We start from the raw sequence: 18,369 nt of genomic DNA on the forward strand, positions 1-18,369 counted from the left end.
GCGCAGCGCCACCGGGCAAAAATATCATCATTAAGGAAATTCGTTATGGCACTTTGGGGTGGGCGTTTTACACAGGCAGCGGATCAACGGTTCAAACAGTTCAACGACTCTTTGCGCTTCGACTACCGCCTGGCCGAACAGGATATCGTCGGCTCTGTGGCCTGGTCCAAAGCGCTGGTGACGGTTGGTGTGCTGACCGCAGACGAACAACTGCAGCTGGAAGAGGCGCTGAATAACCTACTCGAAGAGGTGCGTCTGGACCCGCAGCAAATCCTGCAGAGTGATGCCGAAGATATTCACAGTTGGGTGGAAGGCAAACTCATCGATAAAGTCGGTCAACTGGGTAAAAAACTGCACACCGGCCGTAGCCGTAACGACCAGGTTGCGACTGACCTGAAGCTGTGGTGTAAAGACACCGTTAGCGAGCTGCTGGCGGCCAACCGTCAGCTGCAGAGCGCGCTGGTGGAAACCGCGCAGAACAATCAGGACGCGGTGATGCCGGGTTATACCCACCTGCAGCGCGCGCAGCCTGTGACCTTTGCGCACTGGTGTCTGGCCTACGTTGAGATGCTGGCGCGTGACGAAAGCCGTCTGCAGGATACTCTGAAACGTCTGGACGTCAGCCCGCTGGGCAGCGGCGCGCTGGCCGGTACGGCGTATGAAATCGACCGTGAACAGCTGGCAGGCTGGCTCGGCTTTGCCTCCGCCACCCGCAACAGTCTGGACAGCGTCTCTGACCGCGACCACGTGCTGGAGCTGCTCTCGAATGCCTCTATCGGCATGGTGCACCTGTCGCGCTTTGCTGAAGATCTGATCTTCTTTAACTCTGGCGAAGCGGGCTTCGTCGAGCTGTCCGACCGCGTGACCTCAGGTTCTTCCCTGATGCCGCAGAAGAAAAACCCGGACGCGCTGGAGCTGATCCGCGGCAAGTGTGGCCGCGTGCAGGGCGCGCTGACCGGTATGATGATGACCCTGAAAGGGCTGCCGCTGGCGTACAACAAAGATATGCAGGAAGACAAAGAAGGGTTGTTCGACGCGCTCGACACCTGGCTGGATTGTCTGCACATGGGCGCGCTGGTATTGGACGGCATCCAGGTGAAACGCCCGCGCTGTCAGGAAGCGGCGCAACAGGGTTATGCTAACTCGACCGAGCTGGCGGATTATCTGGTCGCGAAAGGTGTACCGTTCCGTGAAGCGCACCATATCGTGGGTGAAGCGGTGGTAGAAGCGATTCGTCAGGGTAAACCGCTGGAAGATCTGGCGCTTGCCGATCTGCAAAAATTCAGCGCGGTTATCGGGGATGATGTGTATCCGATTCTGGCGCTGCAGTCCTGCCTGGATAAACGTGCCGCGAAAGGCGGCGTGTCACCGAAGCAGGTGGCGCAGGCGATTGCGGATGCGAAAGGTCGGTTGGTTTAAACCGTGCGGGCTGGTGCCCTCACCCCGGCCCTCTCCCACAGGGAGAGGGAGAAAAACGGAGCCTGGCTTAGCGCTGGGCTTTTTTTACGCAAAAAAAAGCGGACCACGGGGTCCGCAAAAGTTCACGTTGGCTTTAGTTGTTCGAGTTTTGAGAGAAACTCGCTGACGGTGCGGGGACGTCAAGGGTCAAACACGTGCCGCCTCGTCTATGTGGTGTATTATTCAACAGAATGCTTGATAGGGATAATCGTTCGTTGCTATGCTATCTATCGCCATGAACTATCGTGGCGACGGAGGATGAATAATGAATATTCGTGATCTTGAATACCTGGTAGCGTTAGCCGAGCACCGCCATTTTCGTCGCGCGGCAGATTCCTGCCACGTCAGCCAGCCTACGCTGAGCGGCCAGATCCGCAAGCTGGAAGATGAGCTGGGCGTCATGCTGCTGGAGCGCACCAGCCGTAAGGTACTGTTCACCCAGGCCGGTCTGTTGCTGGTGGATCAGGCGCGTACTGTGCTGCGCGAGGTCAAAGTGCTCAAGGAAATGGCAAGCCAGCAGGGGGAGACGATGTCCGGCCCGCTGCATATTGGCCTGATCCCAACCGTTGGCCCGTACCTGTTGCCGCAGATCATTCCGATGCTGCACCAGACATTCCCGAAACTCGAAATGTATCTGCATGAAGCGCAAACCCATCAGTTGCTGGCGCAGTTAGACAGCGGCAAGCTCGACTGCGCGATTCTGGCGTTGGTCAAAGAGAGTGAAGCCTTCATTGAAGTACCGCTGTTCGATGAGCCGATGATGCTGGCGATCTATGAAGATCACCCGTGGGCAAACCGCGATCGCGTGCCGATGGCCGATCTGGCCGGTGAAAAGCTGCTGATGCTGGAAGATGGTCACTGCCTGCGCGATCAGGCGATGGGCTTCTGCTTCGAAGCAGGTGCCGACGAAGATACCCATTTCCGCGCAACCAGCCTGGAAACGCTGCGTAACATGGTGGCGGCGGGAAGCGGCATCACACTGTTGCCTGCGCTGGCCGTGCCGCGCGAGCGTCAACGTGATGGTGTGGTTTATCTGCCGTGCATTAAGCCAGAGCCGCGCCGCACGATAGGTCTGGTTTATCGCCCTGGGTCACCGCTGCGCAGCCGCTATGAGCAGCTGGCAGAGGCCATCCGTGGTGCGATGGATGGCCATTTTGACAACGCGTTAAAACAGGCGGTTTAAGCCGTTCAGCGCAGCTACCCGATAGGCTTCCGCCATGGTCGGGTAGTTAAAGGTGGTGTTAACGAAGTACTCGATGGTGTTGCCGCCACCTTTTTGCTCCATGATTGCCTGGCCGATATGAATGATTTCCGCGGCACGTTCACCAAAGCAGTGAATCCCGAGGATCTCTTTCGTCTCGCGATGGAACAGGATCTTCAGCGTACCCACGCTCATCCCCACGATTTGCGCGCGCGCCAGATGTTTAAACTGGGCACGACCTACCTCGTAAGGCACCTTCATGGCCGTCAACTGCTGCTCGGTTTTCCCCACAGAGCTGATTTCCGGAATGGTGTAGATACCCGTCGGGATATCTTCGATCAGATGCGCCGTTGCTTCGCCTTTCACCAGCGCCTGAGCGGCAATGCGCCCCTGGTCGTAAGCGGCTGATGCCAGACTTGGGTAGCCAATTACGTCGCCCACTGCATACACGTGCGGCAGGGCGGTCTGATACATGCTGTTGACCTTGAGCTGCCCGCGGCTGTCGGTTTCAAGCCCGATATTTTCCAGCTGCAGTGAATCGGTGTTGCCGGTACGGCCGTTGGCGTACAGCAGGCAGTCAGCTTTCAGCTTCTTGCCGGACTTCAGGTGCATGATCACACCGTCGTCGCAGCCTTCGATCTTCTCGTACTCTTCGTTGTGGCGAATCACCACACCGCTGTTCCAGAAATGATAGGAAAGGGAATCTGACATCTCCTGATCGAGGAAGGCAAGCAGCCGGTCGCGGGTGTTGATGAGATCGACTTTGACCTCCATACCTCGGAAGATCGACGCATATTCGCAGCCAATCACGCCCGCGCCATAGATGATCACATGGCGTGGCTCGTGGTGCAGGCTGAGGATGGAGTCGCTGTCGTAGATGCGCGGGTGCGAGAAGTCCACGTCTGCCGGATGGTACGGGCGGGAACCGCAGGCGATCACAAATTTTTCAGCGGTGAGCGTCTCAACCGAACCGTCGTGGCACTCCAGCGCCAGGGTGTGTTCATCCACGAAATGCGCGTTACCTTGCAGAATTTCACAGTGGTTGCGCTCATAGAAACCCTGACGCATGCGCGTCTGCTGGTTAATGACCGTGTCTGCGTGATTCAGGATATCGGCAAAGGAGGAACGAAGAAGTCGGGAGTGGTCGCTGTAAAGAGGGTTCTGGTTAAATTCAATAATGCGGCTAACGGCGTGGCGGAGGGCTTTCGACGGGATGGTGCCCCAGTGGGTGCAACCGCCGCCAACATTATGATAGCGCTCAATGACCGCTACTCTGGCTCCCTGTTTCACCAGACCCATAGCAGCGCCTTCGCCGCCGGGGCCGGAACCAATAACTATTGCGTCGTAATCGTAGGAATGTGGCATGGCAAGGCTTACCTGTTCTTATACATAAAAGCAACAGAATCATAACATCATTGCAGAAGTATCCCAATTATCGTTGTGCTTTTTTCGGGCAGTGGAGCACAAACCGCGCGTAAACAATCATTCACAAAGCTAACCAAACAGATTAATTTTATTCTCTGGTATAGTGCCTGCAGGCCTTTGGAAGGATTCAACTATCGTGATGGGCGTTAGAGCACAACAAAAAGAGAAAACCCGGCGTTCGCTGGTGGAAGCGGCATTCAGTCAACTGAGTGCCGAGCGAAGTTTTGCCAGTTTGAGCCTGCGCGAAGTGGCGCGTGAGGCCGGGATTGCGCCAACGTCCTTCTATCGTCACTTCCGTGATGTGGATGAACTGGGCCTGACCATGGTCGATGAAAGTGGGCTGATGCTGCGCCAGCTTATGCGCCAGGCGCGCCAGCGCATTGCCAAAGGCGGCAGCGTGATCCGCACGTCGGTGTCGACTTTTATGGAATTTATCGGCAATAACCCTAATGCATTTCGCCTGCTGCTGCGCGAGCGTTCCGGAACCTCTGCCGCGTTTCGTGCTGCGGTCGCGCGTGAAATTCAACATTTCATCGCGGAACTTGCCGACTATCTGGAACTCGAAAACCATATGCCGCGTGCTTTTACGGAAGCACAGGCCGAAGCGATGGTGACGATTGTCTTCAGTGCGGGTGCCGAAGCACTGGATGTCAGCGTTGAGCAACGCAAGCAACTCGAAGAGCGACTGGTATTGCAGCTGCGGATGATTTCCAAAGGTGCGTACTACTGGTATCGCCGTGAACAAGAGAAACTGGCACATCAAACCGAAGAGTGAAGGTGAGTAATGAAACAGTCAGGTCAGGATAAAGGGACGCTGTTGCTGGCATTGATCGCTGGCTTATCCATTAATGGTACGTTTGCCGCTATTTTTAGCTCAATTGTTCCGTTTTCGATTTTCCCGATAATTGCGCTGGTGCTGACGGTTTACTGCCTGCATCAACGTTACCTGAACCGCACGATGCCCGTGGGATTGCCGGGACTGGCCGCTGCCAGCTTTATTCTGGGCGTATTGCTGTATAGCACGGTGGTGCGCGCGGAGTATCCGGATATCGGCTCTAACTTCCTGCCTGCGGTGCTCTCTGTGGCGCTGGTGTTCTGGATTGGCTCGCGTATGCGTAGCCGTAAGAGCCAGTTGCCGGAGTAATGAATGATTTGTAGGGCAGGTAAGCGAAGCGCCACCTGCCAAAAACGCCGGATGGCGCTACGCTTATCCGGCCTACAGATCACCGTGCGGTAAGTAAAACGCCGCACTCCATATGGTGCGTATACGGGAACTGATCGAACAGTGCCAGACGTTCAACCTTGTGCGTCTGGCTTAATGTTTCCAGGTTCTTGCACAGCGTCTCCGGGTTACAGGAGATGTACAAAATGCGCGGGTACGCCTGCACCATTTTCTCGGTTTCGCTGTCCAGGCCACTGCGCGGTGGGTCGACAAAAATCGTCTCGCACTGGTAACTCTTCAGATCGATTCCCTGCAGGCGGTTAAACTCGCGCACGCCGTTCATGGCCTGCGTGAACTCTTCTGCGGCCATGCGAATGATCTGCACGTTATCGATATGGTTCGCGGCGATGTTGTATTGCGCGGCGGCCACCGACGGCTTGGCGATTTCCGTTGCCAGCACGCGCTCAAAATTGCGTGCCAGCGCCAGCGAGAAGTTGCCGTTACCGCAGTACAGCTCAAGCAGATCGCCTTTAGATCCTTCCGTCGCCTTCAGCGCCCACTCCAGCATCTGCACGTTCATTGCCGCGTTCGGTTGGGTGAAGCTGTTCTCCACCTGACGATAAACCATCTCTTTACCCGCCACCGGCAGACGCTCGTCGACGTAATCCTGATCCAGCATGATTTTAGTTTTTGTCGCGCGGCCAATCAGATGAACGTTGATGTTCTGCGCACGCAGCGCATCGCGCAGCGCTTCTGCCTGCTCGCGCCACTCGTCATTCAGGGCTTTGTGATACAGCAGGGAGACAATGGCCTGATTGCTTTGGGTCGTCAGGTAGTCAATCTGGAACAGCTTGTGGCGCAGCACTGGGTTGTTGCGCACGCCGTCAATCATTAGCGTCATCAGCTGGTTGATGAGCTCACTCGCCGCCGGGAAGCTGTCCACGCGAATACGGGATTTCGTCTGCTGATCGAAAATGATGTGGTAGAGGTCATCGCCATCGTGCCAGATGCGAAACTCAGCGCGCATACGGTAATGGCTGACAGGGGAGCGGAACACCTCGGGAACGGGCGCGTTGAAAGGCGTCATCATACTTTGCAGGCGGACAACTTTCTCTGCCAGCTGTGCGTCGTACTGTTCTGTCGGGAGGTGTTCTGGGGTCATGATGCGTCCTGAGTGATAAAGAATTACGCGGGGATTGTAGGCATTGTTCAGGGGATGTCCAGATTTTATGGCCAATAGCTGTCTGGACATCTATACGTGTCTAATTGTAGCATTCTGTTTCCGGTCTCCTGAGAGTGAAAAGGGAATCCAGTGTAAATCTGGAGCTGACGCGCAGCGGTAAAGACTGGCGGGATGAGAGTTGTAGACACTGTGAAAATGGGAAGTCTTCATCCGTATAACGCCACCCAGCCCGAAGACCTGCCGGGATCACGTCGCATTTGGTTTCATCATCGCGTGCTATCGATGAGGCCTGCGGCATCCTTCTTATATTGTGGATGCTTTAACAATGATTAAAAAAGTATCGCTGTTGACGGCGTTGTCCGTCACGGCATTTTCGGGCTGGGCGCAGGATAGCGCTGACTCGTTGGTGGTGACAGCAAACCGTTTTGAACAACCCGCAAAAACCGTTCTGGCTCCGACTTCTGTCATAACGCATGAAGATATCGAACGCTGGCAGGCAAAAAGCGTGGTGGAGGTGATGTCACGTCTGCCGGGAGTCGATATCGCACAAAGCGGTGGGCTTGGGGCGACCTCTTCTACCTATATTCGTGGGACCGAATCCCGCCACGTTCTGGTGTTGATTGATGGTATTCCTCTGAACAACGCCGGGATCAGCAATGTGCCCGATCTGAGCCAAATTCCGGTCTCGCTGATCCAGCGTATTGAGTATATTCGTGGCCCGCGTTCGGCACTGTACGGTTCTGATGCGATTGGTGGCGTGATTAACATCATCACCGGGCGCGATAAGCCGGGGGCGGAAATTTCTGCGGGAGTGGGTTCTAAGGGCTATCAAACTTACGATGGTTCTTTCCAGCAAGTGCTCGATAAAACCAAAATCACCATGGCAGGTAACTATACCTATACCCGTGGTTTTGATATTGGCGCGAATGATGCGCCGCGCCAGCCTGACCGTGACGGTTTTATGAGTAAGTCACTGTATGGCTCAGTGGAACAGCAGATTACCGACAGCGTAAGCGGGTTCTTCCGTGGCTTTGGTTACGATAACCGCACGGCGTATGACGGCTACGACGCTTACAATGATGACTACACCGCGATAACGGGCAGGCCGGACACGCGCCAGCTGTATAGCCAGAACTGGGACACCGGGCTGCGTTATAGCCAGGGAATTTATCAATCTCAACTGGTAGCGGGTTATGGTCGTAGCAAAGACCTGAACTATGATCCGAGCAAAGGGCGTTATGCTGCATCCTCCACCATGGATGATGTGAAGCAATATACCGCCCAGTGGATGAATAATGTGACGGTTGGGCACGGTAATATTGGTGCGGGTCTGGACTGGCAGAAGCAAAGAACGCAGGCGGGGACGGGGCTTCTTGAGAAAGGATACGAGCAGCACAATACCGGCGTTTTCCTCTCCGGTATGCAGCAGTTCAATAGCGTGACCCTGGAAGCTGCTGCCCGTAATGACGACAACTCTAACTTCGGCAACCATAGCACCTGGCAAACCAGCGCCGCGTGGGAGTTTGTTGAGGGGTATCGCTTCATTGCCTCCTACGGTACGGCCTATAAAGCGCCAACAATGAGCCAGATCCATAGCGCGAAATATGGCAACCCGGATCTCAAACCTGAAGAGAGTAAGCAGTGGGAAGGTGGCTTTGAAGGGCTAACGGGGCCGGTTAACTGGCGCATTAGCGCTTATCGTAATGATGTCGACAACCTGATTGGCTATGATGCGATGAACCGTCCTTACAACGTGAACAAAGCACGTATCGAAGGGATCGAAGCAACAGCGCAGTTTGATACCGGCCCGGTGGCGCATCAGATTTCCTATGATTACGTCGACCCGCGTAATGCGAAAACCAACGAAGTGCTCAAGCGTCGCTCTAAACAGCAGGTGAAATACCAGCTTGACTGGCAGACCTGGGACGTTGACTGGAATCTTGCTTACCGCTATCTGGGAACGCGCTACGATGATGACTTTAGCGGTTATCCGACGCGTGAAGTTAAAATGGGCGGTGTTAGCCTGTGGGATGTCGCCGTTTCATATCCGGTCACCTCACATCTGACAGTTCGTGGTAAAATAGCCAACCTGTTCGATAAAGATTACGAGACAGTTTATGGCTACCAAACTGCAGGACGGGAATACACCTTGTCTGGCAGCTACACCTTCTGAACCGCGTCCCACCGTGCTGGTGTTTGATTCCGGCGTCGGTGGACTTTCGGTCTATGATGAGATTCGGCATCTCCTGCCGGATCTCCATTACATTTACGCTTTCGATAACGTCGCTTTCCCCTATGGGGAGAAGAGTGAAGACTTTATTGTCGAGCGTGTGGTTGAAATCGTCACCGCGGTACAACAGCGTTATCCCCTGGCGCTGGCGGTTATTGCCTGCAATACGGCAAGTACGGTATCCCTTCCTGCGTTGCGCGAAAAGTTCCAGTTTCCGGTTGTCGGCGTGGTGCCTGCTATCAAACCTGCTGCGCGCCTGACGGCGAACGGTATTGTCGGTTTGCTGGCAACGCGTGGTACGGTGAAACGTCCTTATACGCGTGAGCTTATCGACCGCTTTGCCAACGAGTGTCAGATTGCGATGCTGGGTTCGGCGGAGCTGGTTGAAATGGCGGAAGCGAAGCTGCATGGAAAATCCGTTTCACTCGACGAGCTGCGCCGTATTTTGCGTCCGTGGCTGCGGATGCCGGAACCGCCGGATACCGTCGTGCTGGGCTGTACCCACTTCCCGCTCTTACAGGAAGAACTGTTAAACGTTCTGCCGGAGGGCACGCGGCTGGTGGATTCAGGTGCTGCTATTGCGCGTCGCACGGCCTGGCTGCTGGAACATGAAGCGCCGGATGCAAAATCTGCCGATGCAAATATCGCTTTTTGTATGGCCGTCACAAAAGAAACGGAGCAACTTTTACCCGTTTTACGTCGTTATGGGTTTGAAACGCTCGAAAAACTGGCGCTGTAACACGGTTTTGAGCAAAAAAGAGACGGTTGAACGTTTTTTTTAAAAGAGGGGTTGTCAACGTCTGAGAACTCCCTATAATGCGCCTCCACTGACACGGAACAACGGCTTACAGGCCGCCGGGTTAGCGGGGTTCAGAGATGAACGCCAACAGAGAAAAGTGAAAATAATCGCTTGACTCTGAATGAGGAAAACGTAATATACGGGGCCTCGCAACGGTGAGCTGAAAGCCGCGTTGCAACTGCTCTTTAACAATTTATCAGACAATCTGTGTGGGCACTCAAAGTGACATGGATTCTTAATGTCTTCGGACAATAAATGAATACCAAGTCTCTGAGTGAACATACGTAATTCATTACGAAGTTTAATTCACGAGCATCAAACTTAAATTGAAGAGTTTGATCATGGCTCAGATTGAACGCTGGCGGCAGGCCTAACACATGCAAGTCGAGCGGCAGCGGAAAGTAGCTTGCTACTTTGCCGGCGAGCGGCGGACGGGTGAGTAATGTCTGGGAAACTGCCTGATGGAGGGGGATAACTACTGGAAACGGTAGCTAATACCGCATAACGTCGCAAGACCAAAGAGGGGGACCTTCGGGCCTCTTGCCATCAGATGTGCCCAGATGGGATTAGCTGGTAGGTGGGGTAACGGCTCACCTAGGCGACGATCCCTAGCTGGTCTGAGAGGATGACCAGCCACACTGGAACTGAGACACGGTCCAGACTCCTACGGGAGGCAGCAGTGGGGAATATTGCACAATGGGCGCAAGCCTGATGCAGCCATGCCGCGTGTATGAAGAAGGCCTTCGGGTTGTAAAGTACTTTCAGCGGGGAGGAAGGTGTTGTGGTTAATAACCACAGCAATTGACGTTACCCGCAGAAGAAGCACCGGCTAACTCCGTGCCAGCAGCCGCGGTAATACGGAGGGTGCAAGCGTTAATCGGAATTACTGGGCGTAAAGCGCACGCAGGCGGTCTGTCAAGTCGGATGTGAAATCCCCGGGCTCAACCTGGGAACTGCATTCGAAACTGGCAGGCTGGAGTCTTGTAGAGGGGGGTAGAATTCCAGGTGTAGCGGTGAAATGCGTAGAGATCTGGAGGAATACCGGTGGCGAAGGCGGCCCCCTGGACAAAGACTGACGCTCAGGTGCGAAAGCGTGGGGAGCAAACAGGATTAGATACCCTGGTAGTCCACGCCGTAAACGATGTCGACTTGGAGGTTGTGCCCTTGAGGCGTGGCTTCCGGAGCTAACGCGTTAAGTCGACCGCCTGGGGAGTACGGCCGCAAGGTTAAAACTCAAATGAATTGACGGGGGCCCGCACAAGCGGTGGAGCATGTGGTTTAATTCGATGCAACGCGAAGAACCTTACCTGGTCTTGACATCCACGGAAGTTTTCAGAGATGAGAATGTGCCTTCGGGAACCGTGAGACAGGTGCTGCATGGCTGTCGTCAGCTCGTGTTGTGAAATGTTGGGTTAAGTCCCGCAACGAGCGCAACCCTTATCCTTTGTTGCCAGCGGTTAGGCCGGGAACTCAAAGGAGACTGCCAGTGATAAACTGGAGGAAGGTGGGGATGACGTCAAGTCATCATGGCCCTTACGACCAGGGCTACACACGTGCTACAATGGCGCATACAAAGAGAAGCGACCCTGCGAGGGCAAGCGGACCTCATAAAGTGCGTCGTAGTCCGGATTGGAGTCTGCAACTCGACTCCATGAAGTCGGAATCGCTAGTAATCGTGGATCAGAATGCCACGGTGAATACGTTCCCGGGCCTTGTACACACCGCCCGTCACACCATGGGAGTGGGTTGCAAAAGAAGTAGGTAGCTTAACCTTCGGGAGGGCGCTTACCACTTTGTGATTCATGACTGGGGTGAAGTCGTAACAAGGTAACCGTAGGGGAACCTGCGGTTGGATCACCTCCTTACCTTAAAGAACCTGCCTTTGTAGTGTCCACACAGATTGTCTGATGAAAAACAGCAGTAAAAATCTCTGCAGGCTTGTAGCTCAGGTGGTTAGAGCGCACCCCTGATAAGGGTGAGGTCGGTGGTTCAAGTCCACTCAGGCCTACCAAATTTTCCCTGATACTGCGTTGCGGCGACGCTCACATACTGATGTATGCCTCGCGTTACCACGCCTTGTCTCAGGAAAAATTACCGGTACAGAGATTGGCAAAACGATGGGGCTATAGCTCAGCTGGGAGAGCGCCTGCTTTGCACGCAGGAGGTCTGCGGTTCGATCCCGCATAGCTCCACCATCTTTTACTGCGAACACAAGAAAACTTCAGAGTGAACCTGAAAAGGTGCACTGCGAAGTTTTGCTCTTTAAAAATCTGGATCAAGCTGAAAATTGAAACGACACACAGTTATGTGTGTTCGAGTCTCTCAACTTTTCGCAATCAGAAGTGAAACATCTTCGGGTTGTGAGGTTAAGCGACTAAGCGTACACGGTGGATGCCCTGGCAGTCAGAGGCGATGAAGGACGTGCTAATCTGCGAAAAGCGCCGGCGAGGTGATATGAACCTTTGACCCGGCGATGTCCGAATGGGGAAACCCAGTGTGTTCCGACACACTATCGTTAACTGAATACATAGGTTAACGAGGCGAACCGGGGGAACTGAAACATCTAAGTACCCCGAGGAAAAGAAATCAACCGAGATTCCCCCAGTAGCGGCGAGCGAACGGGGAGCAGCCCGGAGTCTGAATCAGCGTGTGTGTTAGTGGAACGGTCTGGAAAGTCCGACGGTACAGGGTGATAGTCCCGTACACGAAAATGCACATGCTGTGAACTCGAAGAGTAGGGCGGGACACGTGGTATCCTGTCTGAATATGGGGGGACCATCCTCCAAGGCTAAATACTCCTGACTGACCGATAGTGAACCAGTACCGTGAGGGAAAGGCGAAAAGAACCCCGGCGAGGGGAGTGAAAAAGAACCTGAAACCGTGTACGTACAAGCAGTGGGAGCCTCTTTATGGGGTGACTGCGTACCTTTTGTATAATGGGTCAGCGACTTATATTCTGTAGCAAGGTTAACCGAATAGGGGAGCCGCAGGGAAACCGAGTCTTAACTGGGCGTTAAGTTGCAGGGTATAGACCCGAAACCCGGTGATCTAGCCATGGGCAGGTTGAAGGTTGGGTAACACTAACTGGAGGACCGAACCGACTAATGTTGAAAAATTAGCGGATGACCTGTGGCTGGGGGTGAAAGGCCAATCAAACCGGGAGATAGCTGGTTCTCCCCGAAAGCTATTTAGGTAGCGCCTCGTGAACTCATCTCCGGGGGTAGAGCACTGTTTCGGCTAGGGGGCCATCCCGGCTTACCAACCCGATGCAAACTGCGAATACCGGAGAATGTTATCACGGGAGACACACGGCGGGTGCTAACGTCCGTCGTGAAGAGGGAAACAACCCAGACCGCCAGCTAAGGTCCCAAAGTCATGGTTAAGTGGGAAACGATGTGGGAAGGCACAGACAGCCAGGATGTTGGCTTAGAAGCAGCCATCATTTAAAGAAAGCGTAATAGCTCACTGGTCGAGTCGGCCTGCGCGGAAGATGTAACGGGGCTAAACCATGCACCGAAGCTGCGGCAGCGACACTTAGGTGTTGTTGGGTAGGGGAGCGTTCTGTAAGCCGTTGAAGGTGGCCTGTGAGGGTTGCTGGAGGTATCAGAAGTGCGAATGCTGACATAAGTAACGATAAAGCGGGTGAAAAGCCCGCTCGCCGGAAGACCAAGGGTTCCTGTCCAACGTTAATCGGGGCAGGGTGAGTCGACCCCTAAGGCGAGGCCGAAAGGCGTAGTCGATGGGAAACAGGTTAATATTCCTGTACTTGGTGTTACTGCGAAGGGGGGACGGAGAAGGCTATGTCGGCCGGGCGACGGTTGTCCCGGTTTAAGCATGTAGGCGGAGGTTCCAGGTAAATCCGGTACCTTTTAACGCTGAGGTGTGATGACGAGGCACTACGGTGCTGAAGTGACAAATGCCCTGCTTCCAGGAAAAGCCTCTAAGCATCAGGTAACATCAAATCGTACCCCAAACCGACACAGGTGGTCAGGTAGAGAATACCAAGGCGCTTGAGAGAACTCGGGTGAAGGAACTAGGCAAAATGGTGCCGTAACTTCGGGAGAAGGCACGCTGATATGTAGGTGAAGCCCCTGCGGGTGGAGCTGAAATCAGTCGAAGATACCAGCTGGCTGCAACTGTTTATTAAAAACACAGCACTGTGCAAACACGAAAGTGGACGTATACGGTGTGACGCCTGCCCGGTGCCGGAAGGTTAATTGATGGGGTCAGCGGCAACGCGAAGCTCTTGATCGAAGCCCCGGTAAACGGCGGCCGTAACTATAACGGTCCTAAGGTAGCGAAATTCCTTGTCGGGTAAGTTCCGACCTGCACGAATGGCGTAATGATGGCCAGGCTGTCTCCACCCGAGACTCAGTGAAATTGAACTCGCTGTGAAGATGCAGTGTACCCGCGGCAAGACGGAAAGACCCCGTGAACCTTTACTATAGCTTGACACTGAACACTGGTCCTTGATGTGTAGGATAGGTGGGAGGCTTTGAAGCGTGGACGCCAGTCTGCGTGGAGCCGCCCTTGAAATACCACCCTTTAATGGCTGGTGTTCTAACGTGGACCCGTAATCCGGGTTGCGGACAGTGTCTGGTGGGTAGTTTGACTGGGGCGGTCTCCTCCCAAAGAGTAACGGAGGAGCACGAAGGTCAGCTAATCCTGGTCGGACATCAGGAGGTTAGTGCAATGGCATAAGCTGGCTTGACTGCGAGCGTGACGGCGCGAGCAGGTGCGAAAGCAGGTCATAGTGATCCGGTGGTTCTGAATGGAAGGGCCATCGCTCAACGGATAAAAGGTACTCCGGGGATAACAGGCTGATACCGCCCAAGAGTTCATATCGACGGCGGTGTTTGGCACCTCGATGTCGGCTCATCACATCCTGGGGCTGAAGTAGGTCCCAAGGGTATGGCTGTTCGCCATTTAAAGTGGTACGCGAGCTGGGTTTAGAACGTCGTGAGACAGTTCGGTCCCTATCTGCCGTGGGCGCTGGAGAACTGAGGGGGGCTGCTCCTAGTACGAGAGGACCGGAGTGGACGCATCACTGGTGTTCGGGTTGTCATGCCAATGGCACTGCCCGGTAGCTAAATGCGGAAGAGATAAGTGCTGAAAGCATCTAAGCACGAAACTTGCCCCGAGATGAGTTCTCCCTGACCCTTTAAGGGTCCTGAAGGAACGTTGAAGACGACGACGTTGATAGGTCGGGTGTGTAAGCGCAGCGATGCGTTGAGCTAACCGATACTAATGAACCGTGAGGCTTAACCTTACAACGCCGAAGGTGTTTTGGCGAAGAGACAGACACGATTTTCAGCCTGATACAGATAAACAGAATTTGCCTGGCGGCTTTAGCGCGGTGGTCCCACCTGACCCCATGCCGAACTCAGAAGTGAAACGCCGTAGCGCCGATGGTAGTGTGGGGTCTCCCCATGCGAGAGTAGGGAACTGCCAGGCATCAAATTACGTAGTAAGCCGGTGCATTAATCCGGTGGTTACAAGCAGTCTTCGGTGGAGCGGTAGTTCAGTCGGTTAGAATACCTGCCTGTCACGCAGGGGGTCGCGGGTTCGAGTCCCGTCCGTTCCGCCACTTATTAAGACATTAAGCCTGCCTTCCCGGCAGGCTTAATGGCAAGAAATTTAGGGGCGTAGCTCAGTTGGTAGAGCACCGGTCTCCAAAACCGGGTGTCGCGAGTTCGAGTCTCTCCGCCCCTGCCATATAGAATCCTTTGCTTCGGCAAAGGATTTTTTTTGCCCCTGCAACAGCAAAAATCTCCACTCTGAACTGATAGCCTGCATCCCTGCAGGCTTATTCTTTTAATCCAGTATGCTGATTTTTAATAGATCTTTTATCTGCGACTGCTTATCACTGTTCTGTAGCCAAATCGCATAAAGCGGTCTGGAAAGCGTTGTGGAATCGGTGACGGTATGGAGGCCAGGTTTATTATCTGCCCAACGCACAGGCAACCAGGTGCAACCCTTCAACAAGGTCAGTTGCTGACAGGCGATCTCTGCAGAGCTTGTGGTTAATTGCGGTACGTCATCGCTGGCAATCAACCCTGCTTCATGTTGCTGAAAATCCGGTCCCCATTCCAGGCGTAGATAGTTTAGATCGGCCTTCATCATTGAGGGCGTTGAGGCATAAAGTGCAAGACTAAACTGCCCAACAATCTGGCTGCTAAATTCGTCCATCTTGGGGGCTTCAGTCGTGATCAGGAGATCCAGTTGACGTTCATGCAGTTGCTTAACGAGCGACTGACGTTGCGCAATTCTGGCCTCAAATTGCAGATGACTATGCGAGCGGTATAGTCGGGTAAGCCACTGACTAAGCATGCATTCCCACAGGGATGCGCTGGCTCCAATGGAGAACTCATTGTGCCTGGAGGTATGAGCAACCTCCTTACGGGCTGCTTGCCAGGTGTTCATCAACGTTTCTGCATACGGCAATAGTTTCTCACCGGCTGGCGTTAAACGGATATTGTTGCGGTGGCGGGTAAAAAGGTTCACACCCAGTTGATTTTCCAGCTGTCGAATACGAAAACTGACCGCTGACTGCGTCAGGTAGAGGGCTTCCGCTGCTCGCCCAAAGTGACGTGTTCTGCTCACTTCGAGGAAAGTTTTTAGCAATTCCGTATCCACATCTTTCTCCGCAAAATTATTTGTCGTTATGATTTAAATGTTTTGTTTTACACTCTGTCAAGCGTAACTAATACTCCGCGCCATAAATAGCTCGGCCAAAGAATTAGGAGCGTGTAGGATGGCGGAAAGCTTTACGACGACTAATCGTTTTTTCGACAATAAACATTATCCGCGCGGGTTCTCTCGTCACGGCGATTTCACCATCAAAGAGGCGCAGCTGCTTGAGCGCCATGGTTATGCCTTTAACGAGCTGGATCTGGGTAAACGTGAACCAGCAACGGAAGACGAAAAACAGTTTGTATCTGTTTGCCGTGGTGAGCGTGAGCCGCAGTCTGAAGCAGAACGTGTATGGATCAAGTATATGGCTCGCATCAAGCGTCCTAAGCGTTTCCATACGCTGTCTGGCGGTAAGCCGCAGATGGAAGGTGCAGAAGACTACACCGAGTCTGATGACTAAGATGAAGAAAAAAGGGGCTACGGCCCCTTTTTTTACGCCAGCATTTTTTGCAGATGCAGCAACAAACGATCTATTGCGCGATAGCTCAGCGCCTCCTGCAAATGTCGCCTCTCAATATCAGGACTTTCCCCCACATCGGCGATCGTTCTGGCCACTTTCAACAGACGCTGCCACGCACGGATAGAAAGACCAAACCGCGAAAGCGTCTCCTCCAGCCAGCCAGCATCTTCAGCAGTCAGATGGCAAAACTGGCGAATTTCAGCGTTATCAAGGCGTGCATTGAGTTTATTCTGGCGAGCATATTGTCGTGCCTGCGCGGTAATAACCCGGTCGCGTACTTCTGCTGTGCTCTCACCGTTCATACGGGTTTGTCTGAGCAGGCCTGGCGGCGGCAGAGGGATCTCAAGGGATAAATCGAAACGGTCAAGAAAAGGCCCTGAGAGCTTCCCCAGGTAGCGCAGCGTCTGCTCTGGTGTACAACGGTTATGATTACCCTGGTAGTGCCCTGTGGGACTAGGGTTCATTGCAGCAACGAGCTGAAACCGTGCCGGATAGCTAATTTTGGCTCGGGTGCGGGAAATATGAATCTCACCGGATTCAATGGGCTCCCTCAGTGCATCCAGAACGCGACGCTCAAACTCGGGCAGCTCATCGAGAAACAGAATGCCATTGTGTGCCAGAGAGATCTCGCCAGGCCCCGGCATTGACCCGCCCCCTACCATCGCTGTGAGTGAAGCACTGTGGTGTGGCGAGCGGAAGGGGCGACGCCGCCAGTGTTTTTGCAGCGACGTAGAACTGACCAGGCTTAAAATAGCGGCACTTTCCAGCGCTTCATGATTATTAAGTGGAGGAAGCAAACCACTTAATCTGCTCGCCAGCATGGTTTTACCCGTACCCGGCGGACCTATCAGTAAAAGATTATGCCCACCAGCAGCGGTAATCTCCAGCGCCCTTTTCCCCTGCTCCTGACCCATAATATCGCAGAGATCCTCCGGTGCATCCGGTAGCGCGTTGTCACTCTCTTCCGGTTCGGACAGCTCATGACGCCCCTCCAGAAACGCGCAAACCTCCTGTAAATGGCCCGCTATCAGGCACCCTTTTTCTGCTATGAGGCTCACTTCTGATGCGTTTTCATTGGCCAGAATGATTTGTCGGCCGGCGCGTATTGCTTCAAGTGCCCCCGATATTGCACCGGGAACGCCTCTTAACGAGCCTGTAAGCGCCAGTTCTCCGACGAACTCATACGAGCCTAACCTGGGCGTGTTGAGCTGCTCAGAGGCCGCGAGAAGCGCTATAGCGATAGGTAAATCATATCGCCCTCCCTCTTTGGGCAGGTCAGCAGGTGCAAGATTGATAGTGATCTTCTTCGCGGGGAAGGTATAACCGCTATTGATGATCGCGCTGCGAACCCGGTCTCTGGCCTCTTTTACCGTCGTTTCTGGTAAGCCGACAAGTGTGAGACCTGGAAGGCCATTACTCAGATGAACCTCAACAGAAATAAGCGGTGCCTTAACTCCGATAGCCGCGCGCGTATAAACAACTGACAGTGACATAAGCACCTCCTCAGGGGCTGACTATGCCAGCGTCATGTTTTCCTGTTTAGCATCGTTTTGCTGATTTACGATGCCAGTTCCTGATTTTTGGCGACATATCGCAAATGTTGCAACGCCGTGGAATCCCCCTCGCAGAAGCGGAAAATTGCCTGGTTTGAGGGTATAAGCGCATAACAAACAGTGAAAAAAATTCATTTTCTATTTTTTTCATATAAAACAATCGCTTTAAGGAAAACGCTTTGCAGGCTATATAAATCAGTCATAA

At 53.7% G+C, this 18,369-nt stretch carries 11 protein-coding genes, 4 tRNA genes, 3 rRNA genes and 1 riboswitch; of the genes, 14 read left to right on the plus strand and 4 right to left on the minus strand.

Annotated elements, in window-relative coordinates; genetic code table 11:
• Positions 1 to 45: 45 nt before the first annotated feature.
• Positions 46 to 1,419 (plus strand): argininosuccinate lyase, encoded by a 1,374-nt coding sequence (gene argH / locus EoCCA6_RS12510; protein ID WP_152082924.1) that lies wholly within the window; start codon positions 46 to 48, stop codon positions 1,417 to 1,419.
• A gap of 304 nt (positions 1,420 to 1,723) precedes the next feature.
• Entirely contained in the window at positions 1,724 to 2,641 is a 918-nt protein-coding gene (oxyR, locus tag EoCCA6_RS12515) for a DNA-binding transcriptional regulator OxyR (RefSeq protein ID WP_152082925.1), read from the plus strand.
• Here the strand turns inward: oxyR and sthA are convergent.
• Positions 2,624 to 4,024 (minus strand): Si-specific NAD(P)(+) transhydrogenase, encoded by a 1,401-nt coding sequence (gene sthA, locus EoCCA6_RS12520; RefSeq protein ID WP_003862057.1) that lies wholly within the window; start codon positions 4,022 to 4,024, stop codon positions 2,624 to 2,626. The two genes, oxyR and sthA, sit on opposite strands and share 18 nt — an antisense overlap.
• Positions 4,025 to 4,220: 196 nt before the next feature.
• On the opposite strand from sthA, the gene fabR reads away from it, so the two are divergent.
• The gene (gene fabR, locus EoCCA6_RS12525; protein ID WP_152082926.1) at positions 4,221 to 4,859 is read left to right on the plus strand and encodes an HTH-type transcriptional repressor FabR; all 639 of its coding nucleotides are present in this window, start codon (positions 4,221 to 4,223) and stop codon (positions 4,857 to 4,859) included.
• Positions 4,860 to 4,868: 9 nt separating this feature from the next.
• Positions 4,869 to 5,228: a YijD family membrane protein gene (locus tag EoCCA6_RS12530; RefSeq protein WP_152082927.1), complete on the plus strand. Its 360-nt coding sequence runs from the start codon at positions 4,869 to 4,871 to the stop codon at positions 5,226 to 5,228.
• Between the two features lie 79 nt (positions 5,229 to 5,307).
• Here EoCCA6_RS12530 and trmA read toward each other — a convergent pair whose 3' ends face one another.
• Positions 5,308 to 6,408 (minus strand): tRNA (uridine(54)-C5)-methyltransferase TrmA, encoded by a 1,101-nt coding sequence (gene trmA, locus EoCCA6_RS12535; protein WP_152082928.1) that lies wholly within the window; start codon positions 6,406 to 6,408, stop codon positions 5,308 to 5,310.
• 104 nt (positions 6,409 to 6,512) lie between these two features.
• A riboswitch (cobalamin riboswitch) is annotated at positions 6,513 to 6,688 on the plus strand.
• A 66-nt stretch (positions 6,689 to 6,754) separates the two neighbouring features.
• Between trmA and btuB the strand changes: the two genes are divergently transcribed.
• The 9 genes from btuB (at position 6,755) to EoCCA6_RS12580 (ending at position 15,173) form a co-directional block, all read left to right on the plus strand.
• The gene (gene btuB / locus EoCCA6_RS12540) at positions 6,755 to 8,602 is read left to right on the plus strand and encodes a TonB-dependent vitamin B12 receptor BtuB (protein WP_152082929.1); all 1,848 of its coding nucleotides are present in this window, start codon (positions 6,755 to 6,757) and stop codon (positions 8,600 to 8,602) included.
• Positions 8,547 to 9,398, plus strand: coding sequence for a glutamate racemase (gene murI, locus EoCCA6_RS12545; RefSeq protein WP_152082930.1), 852 nt, complete (start codon positions 8,547 to 8,549; stop codon positions 9,396 to 9,398). The genes btuB and murI overlap by 56 nt, the downstream gene beginning before the upstream one ends.
• 383 nt (positions 9,399 to 9,781) lie before the next feature.
• Positions 9,782 to 11,323: ribosomal RNA gene (locus tag EoCCA6_RS12550) — 16S ribosomal RNA — on the plus strand.
• A gap of 69 nt (positions 11,324 to 11,392) precedes the next feature.
• Positions 11,393 to 11,469 (plus strand) — tRNA-Ile (locus tag EoCCA6_RS12555).
• Positions 11,470 to 11,577: 108 nt separating this feature from the next.
• Positions 11,578 to 11,653, plus strand: a tRNA-Ala gene (locus EoCCA6_RS12560).
• Between the two features lie 169 nt (positions 11,654 to 11,822).
• Positions 11,823 to 14,727: ribosomal RNA gene (locus EoCCA6_RS12565) — 23S ribosomal RNA — on the plus strand.
• A 69-nt stretch (positions 14,728 to 14,796) separates the two neighbouring features.
• Positions 14,797 to 14,912: ribosomal RNA gene (gene rrf, locus EoCCA6_RS12570) — 5S ribosomal RNA — on the plus strand.
• The 16S, 23S and 5S rRNA genes sit together here with 4 tRNA genes alongside, the layout of an rRNA operon.
• A gap of 56 nt (positions 14,913 to 14,968) precedes the next feature.
• Positions 14,969 to 15,045 (plus strand) — tRNA-Asp (locus EoCCA6_RS12575).
• Between the two features lie 52 nt (positions 15,046 to 15,097).
• Positions 15,098 to 15,173 (plus strand) — tRNA-Trp (locus EoCCA6_RS12580).
• A 99-nt stretch (positions 15,174 to 15,272) separates the two neighbouring features.
• Here the strand turns inward: EoCCA6_RS12580 and hdfR are convergent.
• Positions 15,273 to 16,094 carry an HTH-type transcriptional regulator HdfR gene (gene hdfR, locus EoCCA6_RS12585; RefSeq protein WP_152082931.1) on the minus strand — a complete coding sequence of 274 codons (822 nt, stop codon included), beginning with the start codon at positions 16,092 to 16,094 and terminating at the stop codon, positions 15,273 to 15,275.
• A gap of 118 nt (positions 16,095 to 16,212) precedes the next feature.
• Here hdfR and EoCCA6_RS12590 point away from each other — a divergent pair, with 118 nt between their 5' ends.
• Entirely contained in the window at positions 16,213 to 16,551 is a 339-nt protein-coding gene (locus EoCCA6_RS12590; RefSeq protein ID WP_008501577.1) for a MaoP family protein, read from the plus strand.
• A 32-nt stretch (positions 16,552 to 16,583) separates the two neighbouring features.
• Here EoCCA6_RS12590 and EoCCA6_RS12595 read toward each other — a convergent pair whose 3' ends face one another.
• Positions 16,584 to 18,104, minus strand: coding sequence for a YifB family Mg chelatase-like AAA ATPase (locus EoCCA6_RS12595; RefSeq protein WP_152082932.1), 1,521 nt, complete (start codon positions 18,102 to 18,104; stop codon positions 16,584 to 16,586).
• Positions 18,105 to 18,369: the final 265 nt, after the last annotated feature.

This window comes from Enterobacter oligotrophicus (genome assembly GCF_009176645.1).
Taxonomy (GTDB): domain Bacteria; phylum Pseudomonadota; class Gammaproteobacteria; order Enterobacterales; family Enterobacteriaceae; genus Enterobacter; species Enterobacter oligotrophicus.